The sequence below is a fragment of the Desulfonatronospira thiodismutans ASO3-1 genome (genome assembly GCF_000174435.1).
Classification (GTDB): Bacteria; Desulfobacterota; Desulfovibrionia; order Desulfovibrionales; family Desulfonatronovibrionaceae; genus Desulfonatronospira; species Desulfonatronospira thiodismutans.
In genome coordinates this window covers 18209-33461 of the sequence record NZ_ACJN02000003.1, presented here as the reverse complement: position 1 = coordinate 33461, position 15253 = coordinate 18209, and the positions used below count along the sequence as shown (strand labels likewise).

Annotated in this window: 19 protein-coding genes and 1 pseudogene; 10 read left to right on the top strand and 10 right to left on the bottom strand. The window is 45.7% G+C overall.

Going from position 1 to position 15253, the window contains the following annotated elements; genetic code table 11:
• Positions 1-37: 37 nt before the first annotated feature.
• On the bottom strand, positions 38-1018 hold the full coding sequence (locus DTHIO_RS11905) for an Rpn family recombination-promoting nuclease/putative transposase (RefSeq protein WP_161598668.1): 981 nt from the start codon (positions 1016-1018) through the stop codon (positions 38-40).
• Positions 1019-1313: 295 nt separating this feature from the next.
• Between DTHIO_RS11905 and DTHIO_RS11900 the strand changes: the two genes are divergently transcribed.
• The 7 genes and pseudogenes from DTHIO_RS11900 to DTHIO_RS22715 all read left to right on the top strand — a co-directional run bounded on the left by DTHIO_RS11900 (position 1314) and on the right by DTHIO_RS22715 (position 5960).
• Positions 1314-1904 carry a site-specific integrase gene (locus tag DTHIO_RS11900; RefSeq protein WP_008870529.1) on the top strand — a complete coding sequence of 197 codons (591 nt, stop codon included), beginning with the start codon at positions 1314-1316 and terminating at the stop codon, positions 1902-1904.
• Between the two features lie 353 nt (positions 1905-2257).
• A pseudogene (locus DTHIO_RS23115) lies at positions 2258-2539 on the top strand (Arm DNA-binding domain-containing protein); the annotation flags it as partial.
• A gap of 150 nt (positions 2540-2689) precedes the next feature.
• On the top strand, positions 2690-3430 hold the full coding sequence (locus tag DTHIO_RS23110; protein WP_244156395.1) for a site-specific integrase: 741 nt from the start codon (positions 2690-2692) through the stop codon (positions 3428-3430).
• Between the two features lie 68 nt (positions 3431-3498).
• Positions 3499-4083, top strand: coding sequence for a hypothetical protein (locus DTHIO_RS11890; protein ID WP_008870527.1), 585 nt, complete (start codon positions 3499-3501; stop codon positions 4081-4083).
• A gap of 22 nt (positions 4084-4105) precedes the next feature.
• Positions 4106-4405: a hypothetical protein gene (locus DTHIO_RS11885; protein WP_008870526.1), complete on the top strand. Its 300-nt coding sequence runs from the start codon at positions 4106-4108 to the stop codon at positions 4403-4405.
• 304 nt (positions 4406-4709) lie between these two features.
• Positions 4710-5714: a tyrosine-type recombinase/integrase gene (locus tag DTHIO_RS11880; protein WP_008870525.1), complete on the top strand. Its 1005-nt coding sequence runs from the start codon at positions 4710-4712 to the stop codon at positions 5712-5714.
• A 117-nt stretch (positions 5715-5831) separates the two neighbouring features.
• Entirely contained in the window at positions 5832-5960 is a 129-nt protein-coding gene (locus tag DTHIO_RS22715) for a hypothetical protein (RefSeq protein ID WP_279614625.1), read from the top strand.
• A gap of 272 nt (positions 5961-6232) precedes the next feature.
• Here the strand turns inward: DTHIO_RS22715 and DTHIO_RS19835 are convergent, their stop codons facing one another.
• The 7 genes from DTHIO_RS19835 to DTHIO_RS11840 all read right to left on the bottom strand — a co-directional run bounded on the left by DTHIO_RS19835 (position 6233) and on the right by DTHIO_RS11840 (position 12218).
• Positions 6233-6985 (bottom strand): SapC family protein, encoded by a 753-nt coding sequence (locus tag DTHIO_RS19835; protein WP_008870524.1) that lies wholly within the window; start codon positions 6983-6985, stop codon positions 6233-6235.
• Positions 6986-7049: 64 nt separating this feature from the next.
• Entirely contained in the window at positions 7050-7964 is a 915-nt protein-coding gene (locus DTHIO_RS11865) for a transposase (RefSeq protein WP_008870523.1), read from the bottom strand.
• A 271-nt stretch (positions 7965-8235) separates the two neighbouring features.
• The gene (locus DTHIO_RS11860) at positions 8236-9252 is read right to left on the bottom strand and encodes a site-specific integrase (protein WP_008869515.1); all 1017 of its coding nucleotides are present in this window, start codon (positions 9250-9252) and stop codon (positions 8236-8238) included.
• Positions 9249-10217, bottom strand: coding sequence for a tyrosine-type recombinase/integrase (locus DTHIO_RS11855; RefSeq protein WP_008869516.1), 969 nt, complete (start codon positions 10215-10217; stop codon positions 9249-9251). The genes DTHIO_RS11860 and DTHIO_RS11855 overlap by 4 nt, the downstream gene beginning before the upstream one ends.
• Complete coding sequence (locus DTHIO_RS11850; RefSeq protein WP_008870522.1) at positions 10204-11388, bottom strand: tyrosine-type recombinase/integrase; 1185 nt, start codon at positions 11386-11388, stop codon at positions 10204-10206. The genes DTHIO_RS11855 and DTHIO_RS11850 overlap by 14 nt, the downstream gene beginning before the upstream one ends.
• Before the next feature lie 5 nt (positions 11389-11393).
• The gene (locus tag DTHIO_RS11845; RefSeq protein ID WP_008869518.1) at positions 11394-11690 is read right to left on the bottom strand and encodes a CHC2 zinc finger domain-containing protein; all 297 of its coding nucleotides are present in this window, start codon (positions 11688-11690) and stop codon (positions 11394-11396) included.
• Positions 11691-11792: 102 nt separating this feature from the next.
• Positions 11793-12218 carry a hypothetical protein gene (locus DTHIO_RS11840; RefSeq protein WP_040418625.1) on the bottom strand — a complete coding sequence of 142 codons (426 nt, stop codon included), beginning with the start codon at positions 12216-12218 and terminating at the stop codon, positions 11793-11795.
• Between the two features lie 72 nt (positions 12219-12290).
• Between DTHIO_RS11840 and DTHIO_RS22710 the strand changes: the two genes are divergently transcribed.
• Positions 12291-12413, top strand: coding sequence for a hypothetical protein (locus DTHIO_RS22710; RefSeq protein ID WP_008869520.1), 123 nt, complete (start codon positions 12291-12293; stop codon positions 12411-12413).
• Between the two features lie 404 nt (positions 12414-12817).
• Here the strand turns inward: DTHIO_RS22710 and DTHIO_RS22065 are convergent, their stop codons facing one another.
• Positions 12818-13096, bottom strand: coding sequence for a hypothetical protein (locus DTHIO_RS22065; RefSeq protein ID WP_008870521.1), 279 nt, complete (start codon positions 13094-13096; stop codon positions 12818-12820).
• 521 nt (positions 13097-13617) lie between these two features.
• Here DTHIO_RS22065 and DTHIO_RS11830 point away from each other — a divergent pair.
• Both DTHIO_RS11830 and DTHIO_RS11825 read left to right on the top strand, forming a co-directional pair.
• Entirely contained in the window at positions 13618-13896 is a 279-nt protein-coding gene (locus DTHIO_RS11830) for a type II toxin-antitoxin system RelE/ParE family toxin (protein ID WP_008870520.1), read from the top strand.
• Between the two features lie 13 nt (positions 13897-13909).
• Positions 13910-14215: a HigA family addiction module antitoxin gene (locus DTHIO_RS11825; RefSeq protein ID WP_008870519.1), complete on the top strand. Its 306-nt coding sequence runs from the start codon at positions 13910-13912 to the stop codon at positions 14213-14215.
• On the opposite strand, the gene DTHIO_RS11820 is transcribed toward DTHIO_RS11825, so the two are convergent.
• A complete protein-coding gene (locus DTHIO_RS11820) occupies positions 14216-15232 on the bottom strand; it encodes a Calx-beta domain-containing protein (RefSeq protein ID WP_008870518.1) in 1017 nt (338 codons plus the stop codon).
• Positions 15233-15253 lie beyond the last annotated feature (21 nt).

The following is a 15253-nucleotide window of genomic DNA, read 5'->3' as shown; positions in this document are numbered from 1 at the left end:
TCATTCGCTTACAGAGCGGGATAAACTAAGTATTGTATTAATTTTCTGCTACCTTTTCTAGGAGGTCGGTGAATTCCTCTATAGAGGAGCACTTGAAAGACATCTCAAATAGATCGTTCAGGGTATCTACATCTTGGATAGACCTTATTTGCTCTTTGATACTCGGTCTTACTAAATCGAACCTCATTTTTAGGGATTTGATCAGCATTTCTTGAGAGTTCTCCACTTTGGCTTGCTTCTGCCAATAAGGCTTTCTTGTTTGTTCAACCCGCTCCTCTATTTCTCGTGCGGCTAAACCTATCATTTCCTCACCCCCTGAAAAACGTTTGGCATGCTCAAGAAGTCTCTTCTCTGGAATAGCACCAGAAGCCATAACGTATCTGACAATAATGAACAGGTAATCAGTCAGCTTATCGTTATCAGGCAATTTTTCCAAAAGATCATAAATTTCATGGATTTTAGTATCCAGCTCAGGATAATATATGTATTTCAAGAGCAGATGAAATATCTCCATTATGGTGGTCGTCTTGAATGAAGCTTCATCCATCTGTCCGATATCGTGCAGAATATGCCGGAACTGGGGAATGAAATCCTTGTAATACTCAGATGGCAGCTGAAAAAGGTCTTCAAACTGAACACTGAAATTCCAACTCTTATAGCCATTATAAATAACCACCGGAACAATAATTGGCAAGTGCTGGTTGAGTTTACCCTCCACTAAAAGCCGCATCCATTTCTGCACTTGGTAATTCAGGGTCTGCAGTATGGTGAACCTGTACGGCTTGCTTTTGTGCTCAAAGAGGAAATACAGTTCCAGCTCGTGAACCCTGTCATTGAAATAAACCTTGGCTACCACGTCTGAATAAAACTCTTTAAATTCCTCAGACAGATAACCTTCCATATCAATCTCAATGATTGTCAAGTCCAGGTGTTTTTTGATTTCCTCAGGAAGATAGTACTGGATGAAGTCCCGGACAAACTCCTCTCGGCTGAAAAAAACTTTTAAAACAAATGTCATGTGCATTTGGAATCTTCTTGCTCATAGGGTTGACCTATATCTGAAAGTAGAAAGGCTGGCAAGATGTTTTTTACATTTACACTCAAACACAGCACGAACATATAAGCATTGCCCCAAAATGCCAACTTTTAGGACAAAGTTGGCATTTTTCAAAACAGCCTTAACCCACGCCAATCATAGCTTAAAGACGAATAAAAGACTTTTATGCACTCTACGCACAAATAAATTAGCCAACTAAGATGCAATTTATATCATTATACTTGACATAAATGAACTGTTATGGTAGTATTTAAAAATGGCAAACACAAATCATCCCAAAAAGGGTTCCAGCATCACAGTGGAACCGATTAGATCCCAGGAAGACATCAAGTCCATCAAGAAACTTTTATCTGGAAACCCCAGGGACCACCTCCTGTTCACCATGGGCATAAACAACGGGCTTAGGATCGGCGATCTTCTGCAACTTAAAGTCATGGACGTGCAGGGTGTAAAACCAGGAGACACCATCCGGGTTAAGGAGCAGAAAACAGGCAAGACAAACATCCTGGTCATCAACAAGGCCACGCACAAAGCCCTGCAGACGTATCTGTCCCAGACCATGTCTGATCCGGGGGACTTCCTATTTAAAAGCCAGAAAGGAAATGCCCCTCTGACCGTCAGCTACGCCAACAGGATGATCAAAGACTGGTGCAGGCAGATCAACCTCCGGGGCAACTACGGCACCCATACACTGCGCAAGACTTTCGGCTACATCCAGAGAGTGCACTATGGAGTTGGTTATGAGCTGCTGTGCAAGAGGTTCAATCACAGCAGCCCTGCGGTTACTATGCGTTATTTGGGCATAGAAGACAAGGAAGTCAATAACATTTTAATGCATGAAATATAAAATTTTATGCCAAATATAATTTATTCGTAGATTCACTCCAACTAACAATGGACAATATTCTTACCTGTCATCTTTCTCCTACACTCTACTACACAAAATTTCAATATATTAACACTTGCTGTCATTATATATTAACAGAAAAGAATTTTTATACTTTGAAAGCAAAGTGTTAAATGCCAATATTTTTTAATAATTTTTTTCTTATCATATTACACTTTTTTTGCATTTAAACAGTACAAATACGTTGTATACAAAGGTTTTCGTATCAGATCAAATATTTTCATGTGAACTTGACATACGATATTCATGATGGTTTAATTGTTTTAATAATCAAAACAATATAAATTATATGTATGGAGCAATGTATGTCAGTTAAACTTTTGAAACAAAATTATGTTAACAAGCTAAAGTGTTCTAAAGGAAAAGAAAAGTTGAAGGTACATGACCAAAAGTGCAGAGGATTGATACTGGAGGTTAGACCTACAGGGGTCAAAACATACTTTATTAGGTATAAAACGCTACGTGGACGCTATAAGCAAATAAAGCTCGGTAGAGCTACCGATCTGTCTGTGAATCAGGCCAGAAAGCTGGGACACAAGATACTTGGAGACGTGGCAATGGGGAAAGACCCGCAGCAAGAGAAGAAAGTGCTACAAAGCGTGCCCACGTTTGAAGAGTTTGTGTGGCATGAATATTTGCCTTATATAAAATCATACAAAAAGTCCTGGAAAACAGATGTTATCTTGCTGCGCAATCATCTGATACCCAAATTTGGAGGCATGCACATGGACCAGATAAAAAGAGACCATATAATCAGCCTGCATCAGCAATGTCTGCTTGCGGATTACAAACCTGCAACCGCCAACAGGCTGGTCGTTTTGTTACGCTACATTTTCAACCTGGCTCTGAAATGGGATACAGCAGGTGTTCGGACAAATCCAACCAAAGAAGTCACGTTAGCCGAAGAGAATAATCAGCGAGACAGATACCTGGATAAAAATGAACTGGACAGGCTCTGCAAGGCTTTGAAGGAAAGTGAGAACCCCTTATTAGAACCAATTATTTTAATGCTGCTACTGACCGGAGCCAGGAAAAGCGAAGTGCTCAAGGCAAAATGGCATAACTTCGATTTTGAAAGACGGACATGGCAAATTCCAGGAACAGACACCAAAACCGGAAAAACTCGAACAATACCTTTGTCTGATAGCGCTTTGGAGGTGCTGGATAAAATAAAATATGTAGATGGCTGTCCTTATGTTTTTCCAAACCCGGACACCCAAAAGCCATTTACTGCCATTTTCAGGTCCTGGGATACAGCCAGGAAAAAAGCCGGACTTGGAGAAGTACGGATACATGATCTCAGGCACAGTTTTTCAAGCTTTCTGATCAACTCTGGCCGCAGCATTTACGAAGTAAGCGAGCTTTTGGGCCATACCCAGATTAAAACGACCATGCGCTATGCACATCTGGCCAACCAGACACTCTTGGATGCTGTAAACAGTGTCCCATTAAACAATGTAGCATAGGCAATATATAAAAACATCCAAATAAATTTTGCTCTTTTGAAAAAATAATGAATACAGGAGATTAGTACATGGAAAAAGCTAGGCAATTTATCAAAAAACTGGAAAATATTGATTGGATGAACAGTGCGAACATCCAACAATCAGGTGATTTGACTATATTCGATGATTACGATGGTACAAGCGCTTCTTTTGAAAACAGTATGATTTGCGCAATGGATATACTTAATCAATGGATACCGAAAATTGGGGACAGACCTGAACCTGAAGATGGCCTTGGATTTAATCATCAAAAACAGATTTTTGAAGTGTTATATCCAGTCACATATGCCAAGGGAATTTTAAAAAATTGCATAAAAGATGGTATACTATATGTTAATATGAAGGATGCAATGTTACATAATGATGCTGTACAAGAGTGGTGCGAGCAAACAGCTGTATCCGGTGCAAATATAATTTTTGACGAAGAAAGTGATAACTTAATTATTGCATTTGATATAGTCAAAGACTGGATTGATGAAAAAAATATTATTGCTGCATTTGTAGCAAGCAAATTAAAACATGATTTAAGTTCTGATAGAGAAGACATGGGATTTGATGAAACTGAACAAGACTTGGGAATTAATCTGACGCATTTAATGCAAGAGTCAAGTTAAGTTAATATAGAGGAAGCAAATTTTGAAGAACACTATAGCAAAGAAACCAGTAAGTATAAGGCTGGCTGATGACGTGCATCAAAGGCTGGAGCAGGAGGCGAGGTCATCTCATGAATCCTTGACTAATGTCATCACGAAAAAGTTGTTGCGTGAAACAGAGATTGAAGATGTTATATTCAGGATTATTGAGCACTCACAAAATTTACACAAAAGTAACTGGAGCCAAGTCAGTGAAATATTAAAAGAATTGATTAAAACGCACAACAATCTGATCAAGGAAGTTAAAGGGCTAAGAAAATATTTGGAAAACAAAATTCCGTAATGAACGCTTTAATTTATGCAGTGGAGGAAAGGCTTGAACAACGAAAAGGATTGTCCTCTAAACTTAGAGGGTTGTTTGGCCAAAAATTGTATTACAGATTTGTATAAGAACGGGCACATTTTTTGTCCCGTTCTTATGGCGGCTGGTTCCATAAGCTGATCAGTGAAGCGTAATACGCTGAACTGATCAGCTTATGGAAATCACGGAGGCTGGAAGCCGTAGTGATAAGCCGCCACTGGATAAACAAAAAAACTATTGGTCGCTCAAGAATAAAATGAGCTGTCAGTAAAATACAGGGTTCCTTATGACAAAGTCAGCAGCAAGAGCTATTGCTACTCATATTATTAACTACACTCAAAATAATGACCAGGCTACAAACAATCATCTGCTTAAAATTTTCAAAAGAATTTACGCCAATGGCGGTCTGTTCAGGTATTTTCAAAATAGGAATCTGAAAAAAACGACATGGTACAAATACAAAGCAGCTTACCAGTATGGTGCCTCTCTACTGATCCGGTCCCTGTTGAAAGAGGCCGACAAACTGGAAAAAACTGACAAGACCAAGGTTAAGTTATATAGGGAAGAGGCGTTGAGGCTTGGCGAAGATCTGAAAAAACTATCTCCAGACTATGAAAAGCAACATCGACTTAATCCTCCAGCACCAGGTAACCAACCTAAACCGTACAAAAAAGATAAAATTTCTGGAAAAAGAAAAGCTCTACGTGGACTGCCCAGTAATTGGGTGGGCCAGCTCATCGATGAACTCCCCATCCAACACCAGGATGCGGCCCTGATCATGGCGTTAACCGGATGCAGGCCTGCAGAGTTGGAGAAGGGTGTATGGCTGGAGACTGTGGACCATGACCATCTTAAGGTTACTATAAAGGGTGCTAAATATATTAAAAATAAACAGGGGCAAAAGCAACGGGTTCTCAAGTTTGCACTCGAAGATGCGCACAGACTTTTCAATTTGGCCTACGAAGAACCCCGCCTGGTGTGGATTAATAAAGAAGCATTTAGAAAAGCCATCCGCCGGGCAGCAGATAATCTTGGGTTCAAAGGAGTTTCTCCTTATTCCTTGAGGCATCAGTTTGCAGCCAACCTAAAAAGTGAATCTGGGAAAAAATGGACACATGAGGATCTGGCAAAAGCGTTGGGCCACATTACAGACCGCTGCCAACAGTTTTACGGCCACCCAAATCAGGCCAGGGGCAGAGGCAGCGGAATACTTGCCGTGCAGGCCAGCACTTCAATCAAAAACAATAGAGGGGTCATACCTACCCCCCAGCCTGAAACCAATCATTTTTAACAATCAATAAAAGGTCATGCTTACCGTAAGGGAATAAAAAACAAAGACATCGACTTTGCAAAAAAGGCAACTCAAAGAACCTGTCCCCACTTTCTCTACAATCACGCCCGGCCCCACATGTCCAATGATGGATATCCCCCAGTACTTAAGCCTGTAGAATTCAAGCAGGCAGAAAAAAGCGTTTGCAATCTGGAATCCATCCCCTGGGTGGGAGGGTTTCATCACAGCTACCGCTGGGCGGCATAAATTCAATCTGCTTAATTGCACAGAGGACCACAAGGCACACCTGCGTCCAAATTTCCTGTCAAAACTCTTTTGTTACCCCACATGCCTCTATTTAAGTAAAGTTCAGCTCCCAACTGTTTGAATTTCAACGGTGCGATGCTATATTTTTGTATTTTGTATGCTATAAATATTACTTATTATATATTTTTATGCCGAATTTATTTTTCCCAACGACAATCGGTATCAAATTCTTTTCCATCAATAGTAATTGTAGCCATTTTAATAACTCTCCTTTACTGGTCAAACCTTATTATATCATCATCCCCAAAGCTGAACCCAGGATCAACAGGTCCAGGCTCTGGCACAGCCCGCTTCTTACCAGCAAGCACGCCGTACTGCAAATTAGCCTTAGAGAACAGGTGCGCGGCTATCAGCTCCATGGTGGGGCCGTAATTGCTTGTAAAGCCTTTCAGTTTTTCCTCGTCTATCATTCTAAGCCCGCCTATTGAGGCCACGGGCTGGTCTTTCAGCTTTATGGTTAGTTGTTCCATTTTGAATAACCCGGCTTTTTCTATTTCCTGTACAGCCTGCTGGGTTATTATACGCTGCTGCTCTATGCCTTTAAGCAGCTGTATCTTATTTTGCATCAGCTCAGTGGGCTGATTGTTCAGGGTGAATAAAGGCTCTCCAGTGGCCTGCTCAAAGTGCGGGGCGTTTATGTCGGCTGCCAGGGTGAATTCGTCTTGAGCAGAGTCTTCCTTTTTGGCCAGTATAAACGGGTATCTTCTTATGTATGCTGGGATGTATTCAGCTTGCCAGCTTCCGTCTTCTGATACGTACTGGTTAGTGTTCTGCTGAAAGCCCAAGAGGGCGTGGGGCAGGTCTGTCTGATTATTTGGGAAGCAGATAAAGTATTCCCTTACTACCTGGGGCAGCTCCTGGAGGAAGACCGGGCAGAAGTTTTCTTTGGCTGCAAAGTGGTAGTTACTTACCTGAGTGAATTTTATGTCCTGGGATTTGTCCAGGGCCTGGGTGTTTTGGTACATGCCACGGGCTCCATATTGTTGTTGAATGAATGAGATTATTACTACATGAGCTTGGAAGAGATGTCTATCCAAGCCGCTTCATGGAATAAGTTCCCTCAACCCCGCCTACGGGAGTAAATTTCCTTGTATCCTTAGACCCCAGCAGGTGTTTGACCTGATCAAATACCTCCTGAACAAAGTCTTTCCCGCCGATCACCCCGGAGTCAGTAAAATACCGGCATCTATACCTGAACCGGTCAGTCCTGGATATTTTGTAGCCTTTCTTCCGGGCCTTTTCCACGATCTTTTTATCCATGACCTTGCCTTTACCCGCATCCACAGCGCCTGTTTCATATACAAACTGCCTGTACTTGCGAACTATCTCTTTTGGATCAAACTCATTCCATTCCTTCATGCCAAAGTCCATGGACAATAGCCCGCCCTTATTCCCGGTCTGAGTATGATAACCAAGAGAACACCAGCGGTAGTCTTCCGGTTTCTTTACTATCCCGGCCCGGATAGGATTGAGGTCCACATAAGCCAGAAGATTAACCAGGCTTAACCCGTCCTGAACAATCATACTTTTGAATCTATCCCCCCAGAAAAAGCCTCTGCGGCCATACTTTTTATTGAAATACCTGGTAAATCCCTGCTTGATGTCCTTCACATAAGCCCCCAGGTTGGTCAGCCTCTTGCGGTAGTCGGATATAAGCACCCCGGTAACATTAAGCTCATCTCCATAATATTTCTGCAACCTTTCCTTGATTTCATCATCCGTAGGATCAGACTCTGGATACATGCGGATTACCAGGTGGAAGTGGTTGCCTAAAAGTGCGAATCCCAGCACATCAACAAAGTAGAGTTGTGACAGCTTTTTGATCAGGCCCAGCAGAAAGTCATTGTCTTTATCCTTGATGGGCAGGCCCTGCAGGGCGGTTCTGGATATTACATGGTATACACTGGGCTGATTGTCCCGGATAAATCTGGCTATTCTGGGCATGGTGGACCTCCTGGAAGGCTTGTGGTTGAGCGGTTTGGAGTAAACTTAACAAATTTCGGTTTTGCTTGCAATAATTAACCTGTCCCTTATGTTGCGAGTTCTCGTAACAGGCTGATATGCATGTAAATAAACCGGATTTGGCGGGGTCTTCATATCTTCATGGATACCAGGGGGATATGAAGACATGCAGCATAATTATTTTGGGCTGGCAACATAATTTTTGGCCTTGGAATATAGTACCACTTGTTTGGACTCAGCCTGCATATGGGCCTTACAGGCTGTCCAGCCAGTCCAGAGTCTCCTGCTCTTTTTCCCAGTCCAGAAGTTCATCCAGTTTGGGGTCCTGGGTCTGGTTCTGGGTGTATTCAATGAACTTCTGCTGCAGCTCTCGTTTGCGATTCAGACTCAGCTTGAGATAGACCATGGTGGATTGCAGGTTTTCATGTCCCAGGTGGTTTTTGATGTCTGTCAGGCTGAAGCCGGTCCCGAGCATGTTGATGGCACATGAATGCCTGAAGCAATGCACCGGATTCAATCCCTGGAATCGGTTTTCTTCAAACACCAGGCTCAGATATTTCCTGCATAACCGGTAGATGCCGTTTCTGGTAAAGCCTTGCCTGCGCTGATTTAAAAACAGGGTGTTCTGATGCAAGGGTTTGGGCCTGGGGCGGTATTTCTGGATATACATGGACATGAGCTGGACTGTCTTGGGCCAGAGCTCGATTTGGCGGTAGCGGTTGCCCTTGCCCAGGATGGCCAGGGTTTTCTTGTGCGGGTCAAAGTAGTCCAGACGTAGCGAGGCTGATTCCTCGGCCCTGGCCCCGGAGTTGTAGAGCAGGTGGATGATGGTATAATCCCGGAAAGCTCCGCTTTTCTTGAGATTTATACTATCCAGGACCAGCAAAACCTCTTCATGGGTGAGAAAGGCAGCCAGTTTTTTGGGGAAGCGCTTCTGAGGGATGGAGATAATCCGGTCTGCCAGCAGTTTATGTTCGGGATAGAGAAAACGGATCATTCTGGCCAGGGACTTGAATACCGCCAGTCTGTGGCCTCTGGTGCGAGCACTGTTATTTCTGCCGCTCTCCAGATGGTCTAAAAAATCCAGGATGAGCTGGGTGCTTAAATGCTCAATCTCCAGGGAGTTGATATCCCGGCCAAGGGTTTTGGAGGCAAAGGGCAAAAACAGGCTGAAGGTATGGCGGTAGGCCAGGATGGTGTTGGAGCTGACGCCCTTGGTTCTTGGCAGGTACTGATCAAAGAAGGTATGCAGACAGGAGCCCAGATTCATATGTCCTCCAGTCGCGAGATGGCAAAGTCCACAAATCCCTGGCGCTTCTCGGCGTCCATGACCTTGAGATACAGGGCGGTGTAGCGGTACTTGCTGTGGCCCATATACGCGGATAGTACTGGCAGAACAGCCTGGGGGTCCCGGCCCCGGTCCCGGGCCGCCTTGAGGGTGTTGACTGCAAAGGAATGCCTCAGGCTGTGCGGAGTGGGATGGCCAAAGACCATGTTGGCTATAATTCTTCTTGGGGCATGGATTCCCGTTTCCCGCACAGCCCTGTGAAAGACGGGATACACCTGATTGGTTCTCAGGGCGTTTTTAAATCCTGGCAGGAGATAAGGGCTTGTGCAGCACAGGGCGTCTCGAAGACTCAGGAAGTTATCCAGTTCTTTTTGGGCCTCCCAAGGAATGGGAATCAAGCGGTCCTTATGGAACTTGGTCTTTTGGATATAGATAGTGCCTTGCACAGGATCAAAATGTTCAAGCCCCAGGTTGAGTGGTTCGGACATGCGCAGCCCGCACCTGGCCTGCAACATTAGAGCTATGTATATGCCCATATCCACCAGGAAGCACTTTTCCCTGCTGCGCCGGATCTGACTTTGCACCCCCTGCAGGAGCTGCTCCACCTGCTCCGGGGAGAAAATGAAAGGGATAAAGGCGTTTTCAGTCTTGGCCGGGAGATCCTGGACCGGATTATGTTCACAGCAGCCTGTCCGGTGCAGATAAGCAAAGAAGTTGCGTGTGGCCTGAATGACATTGTTGACGGTTGCAGGCGAGCCCTTGATTCCATCACGGAAGCCCAGAAAAAAGGCAGGCGTGAGGTCTTCCCACCCCCGGGCATTATCCCGGACATAATAATCCAGTGCTCTCAGCTGGTTTGCCAGGCTCTTGTTCACATATCCAAGTTCCTTGCGGTACTGGATAAAATCATTTAGATGTCCGGCCAGAAAGCTCTCAAACTTTTTCATTGAACAATACCTCACGCATCAGTCTGGTGTGTACATGCAGATATCTCTTGCTGGTCTTGATGATGTCATGACCCAGCATCTCTTTGATTTCAAAGATGGACGCCTCCGCCTGCAACAGGTTCTGGGCATAGGTATGGCGCAGCCAGTAGGCAGATCCTTTGATCCCGGCCCGGCGGAAGCAGGCGCTGATATTCTGGCTCACGGTCAAAGGAGTGAGTGGTCCGTAAGGTGTCCTGGTATTGCAAAGAAGAAACCTGTGCCCGGGATCCATTGGTCTATCCCAGGCAAGGTATGCGGCCAGAGCCCTGAGTGCCCCCTGAGGCAGGGGAAGTTTGGCTGGAGAAGAGTTTTTTCTGTCCGGCAGGTATATCAGCTTGTCCCGGAATAAAATGTCATCCAGGGTCACCCGGCAGATTTCCCCCGGCCGAAGCCCCAGGGAGTAGGCCAGATGGATCATGGCATAAGACCGCAGTCCCCCGGGGCGATCCTTGTCAATGCTTTGAAACAGGGTCTTTATTTGTTCCAAAGTAAGAAACCTGGGTGGTCTGCTCTGGGCATACACCGGCGGCCCCTGGATCAAAGCGCTCAAATCTTTCTTCAGGATTTGTCTTTCCAGGTACAGGTAGCGTAAAAAACCTCTAAGGCCTGATCGTTCATGTATTCTGGTTTCAGGGGCGTATTTCCTGTTTCTCTCAGCCAGAAAAGCATCCATATGTAAGACATCCAGGTCTTTAAGCTCCATGCCCTGGTTTTGCAGGTAGTCATTAAGTGCGGATAGAGTCCCCCGGACCCGGTAGATCTGAACATGTCCCACCTGGCGGGTTTGGGTGTAGAATTGCAGATACTCTTCATAAAGCCTGGGCAGCTGGGCTCTTTGGAGCTTGCTCCTGCCTCTGCCTTCAGGCAAAGCACCCGGCGGCAAGCAGATTATGCCATTCTGGTGCAGGTAGCGCATGAATCCGCGCAGGACAAACCCGGCATACTTAACCTGGACATGGTCCTTAAATGCCTGCAAGGTATCCCGGGCAAAGGTACGCTCCCAGGGGATGCTATTTAGCACCACAAAGTCCAGCAGCCGGTTTAGAATTTGGCTGTGTTGGGCCATTGTCCATGGAGCATACCCGGCATTGTTCATCCATTCCAGGTAGTCCTGGATCTGCCTGTCCAGCATAACCTCTACCTGCCCAGCCTTTGTTCCATGTCCTGCAAAAACTCCACTGCCTCCCGGAAATTTAAGCCCTTGACCACCATGACCAGGTCAATGGGGTTGAAATTTCTTTCGCAACGAAAACACCTGGCCAGGTTGGTTCTGGGATTACAGGCGGTCAAAAACTCGGAGCAAAGCGGGCACAGAAAGCGCAAGTATCCGTCCCTGACTTTGGAGGGCATATCCAGGATATGGACAATAACGTCATTGACCAAAACCTTGTTTCGCAACCGCTGCAGTTCCTCTCTGGAATATCTTTGGGCCATGATTTCCTCCTCGAGATAAGTGTCAGTGATTAAGATTTGACTTCCCTATCACCACCCCGGCAGTGGAGGCTATCGAGTCCTACCTTTGCAATCAGGACCAAATCATGCGCAACCCATTGATACTTCTGTGATTTTCACGATTTTCGCGTCCATCTTTGCAATCAGCAGATCCTGGACAGAAATCATGGCGTAAGTTCCTGATATGTCACTGTTTTCAGCTGATAACGCGTCCAGCTTTGCAATTTCGCTGGAAATGGATTCGATGGCCCTCCTGCGCCGGTTTCTATATCGCTGTTTTTCCCGGTTGCTTCGAGTATAGTCAGGGTTGTTTTCCCTGTAGTTATTCCAGTAGTCAGGGTTCCTGGCACTCCAGCGTTGGTCTGAAGCCCTTTTATTGAGCCTGTAGGCCTGGTCCACCTGCATTTTCTTTCTTTGCCACCGGCGCTTGCGCGCTCTCTGGCAATCAGGCTTGGAGCAATACTTCTGGTCGGGGTTACGTTTGGTAAGGGGAAAAAGACACCGGCTCACTGCAGCGTTTTTTGGACATACAACCTCCAGGAGCAGTTACTCCAAGAGGTTGTAGTTTTGGAAAGAAGAAAAATGAATGAAAAGAATTCAGGCGGGGTCAAGAAAAAATCAGGGATCAGTGCTGAGTACTGGAGTCTGACCACTGAACATTCCGGGAACTGCCTCAAGGGCGGGGTATATGTCTATACCTGGTGAGGCGGGGTGGATTAATTCTGTTGAGCCGAAACTTCCCTTAGGGCATTCAATCAGGGCGGGGTATGCAGGGTATGTTAAAAAAAATACTAAAGGCAGGCGGGGTATAGCGGGATACTGGCAACATAACTAAACTCGCAACATAATGTCCCTATCTTCCCTATCCATACACAATAAATCTGCAATGTTTTCCTCTTTCCTGGTCAGGCTGTGATATTCCTCAATACTAAGTACAGATATTCGTAAATACAATGACATTACAATGCCAAGTGCATGCAAGTTTCCAGTACCTTAATCAACACTTAAAAATACGAAACTCGAAGCACGAAACTCGAAACAAACTCGAATGTCAAAAATACAAAATTCGAAACGTAAGAGTGGGAGTCAAAGTCTAACTAATTTTGATATCACATTAGAGAATTAGGGAATTGGGGAATTGGAGAATTAGAATTTCGGATTTGTTTCGAATTTCGATACTCGGATTTCGGATTTAATAAAGTCAGCGCCCAATTTTTTGGTTCGATTGGACTCATAGAGAATACGTCACCGAACTTACGAATCAGAGCACTAAGCAGCACGTGACAAGGTTTTCCCCGGTCTGTAATGAATACTGGCCCCGCCTCGGCTGCCTTTTTTGCTTGGCCTGCATATTGATTGAATTCCCGGCTGGTCATTGTTTTACTCATGGCCATTCTCCTTGAAGAACTCTTCGTAGAAACTTTACTACAAAATAATGCAACTGCCAAGACATGTTTTTTGAGAATAATGATATTGGCTACGAACCACCCAATCGCTCCATAGAATACAAACCCTCCACACCGCCTAAAAGCGTAAATTTGCGCCTGCCCGGTTAAACATTTATCCGGTTAAATCTTCTTCCATTTAACTGGACGGCGAAGCCGTAGACCTCCGGTCTGTTTAACCGGGTCAATCCTTGGACCCAAGCAGGTGCTTGACCTGGTCGAATATTTACCCCGTTTATAACCGAAGAAGGCTTGATTTTTGAATTCACACAAGGCCTAATAAGGGACTTGAAAGCAAAAAGACGAGAAGGAGAGGCCGGATAAAAGGCTGGAAGCTCTGTGTGAGGACGCGAAGGCTATTTATGGGGATATGAGCCATTCGGGCCAAGCTGCAAACCCTTTCTTGACTGCAAAGCAACCTTTTACGCTTGACGTAACAAGTAATCAGCTATATAACATATCCAATGATCAAGTCATTCAAAGACCAGAATACCCAGAAACTCTACTCCGGGTTGTTTGTGAAAGAGTTCAGCGGATTCGAAAGACAGGCTATCCGGAGATTACAGATTCTGGATAATGCGACATCCCTGAATGACCTGAAAGGACTCCCCTCTAATCGCTTTGAAGCTTTGAAAGGCAAAAGAAAAGGCGAGTACAGCATCAGAATAAACAGACAGTGGAGGATCTGTTTCAAGTGGGATGAGGAAGGCCCACGGGAAGTAGGCATTGAAGACTACCACTGAAGGAGAAAGGATCATGGAAAATAAAATGCCGCCGGTTCACCCAGGCGAGATCCTGCGGGAAGAACTGGAAGAGTTAACCATGTCTGCCAGTGCGCTGGCTAAAAAGCTGGATGTGCCTGTAAACCGGGTGACCCAGATATTAAATGAAAGAAGGAGCATAACCCCTGACACAGCCCTTAGGCTGAGCAGGTATTTCGGCACTTCCGCCGAGTTCTGGATGAACCTGCAGCAGGCTTATGACCTGAAAACAACCAGAGAACTCAAGGGCTCGGAAATAGAAATGGTGGTTCAGCCACATGAGGCAGCTTCAAATAGCTGATCAAACATCAAAAAGCTCCGGCTCAAGCTGGGTTACTCCAGCCAGGCCTACTTGGTCATCGTGCACAACCCTCTGGGCTGTGAGCTCTTCCTTGCCCTCGGGAAACTTGGCACCTTCCGGATTTTCCAGCACCAGGGAGAAATCCCGCTCGCCCTGATTGGAATTAGCCAGGGTCTGAACCCAGACCCTGGCCCACTGATCACCCTCTGCCAGGGTTAATGTACCTTCGGTGGGTATATAGTCATATCCAGCCTCGGCTGTACCGTCACGGGTATAGAAATCAACTGAGACTTCCCGGCTGGCAGGAGAGTCAAGCTCCACCAGAAACCATACACCTTCGCCTTCAGATACTTCCATGGGCACAGAGTCCCTTGAGGGAGGCTCAGAGCTGCGGGCTTCGGGGTCCTGCACTGTACCTGTAGTCTGATCTATCCAGTGCGTGTAGGTGCTCACCCTTGTGGATACGCCTATGTCCCCGGATGTATAGCTGTGCACTCCTGCAAGCTTGGAATCAATAAACATCCCCCCGCCGGAATCCCCGCCAGCAATCATATCCCCGGTATCCCTCTTAAATGCCAGTTGATGGTACACGCTGCCGTGAGTCACATATTCACCGGCTAACCCGGCAACAGTGTTACTGCCGCTCCAGAAAGAGCTCCCGCCGTATCCGGTAAGATCCACCTGCTGCCCTGCTTCATCATGCTCCCGGTACAGCTCATATCTCTGTGCATCCCGGGGAGCAGCCCTGTCCAGCACAAACAGACCTATATCGTGATACATCCCGGAATCGGTTATTGCGTAACCCGGATGCTTGCCATAACCGATAATCTCCCGAGTGTCAGTGCCAAAATCCACACTGCCGCCGGAGAGGTGAAAGTCTTCAACCACATGCCCGGCTGTGATAATAAATATCCCGGACTCGTGCAGAACAGAGGAGCCCTGCTTGTATCCATCGCTTACTTTGGCAACTCCGCTCCAGGCCTCATGACTGGTCAAGGTGGTGTCGAATTTTTTCATCTCTTATCCTGGAATCAACAA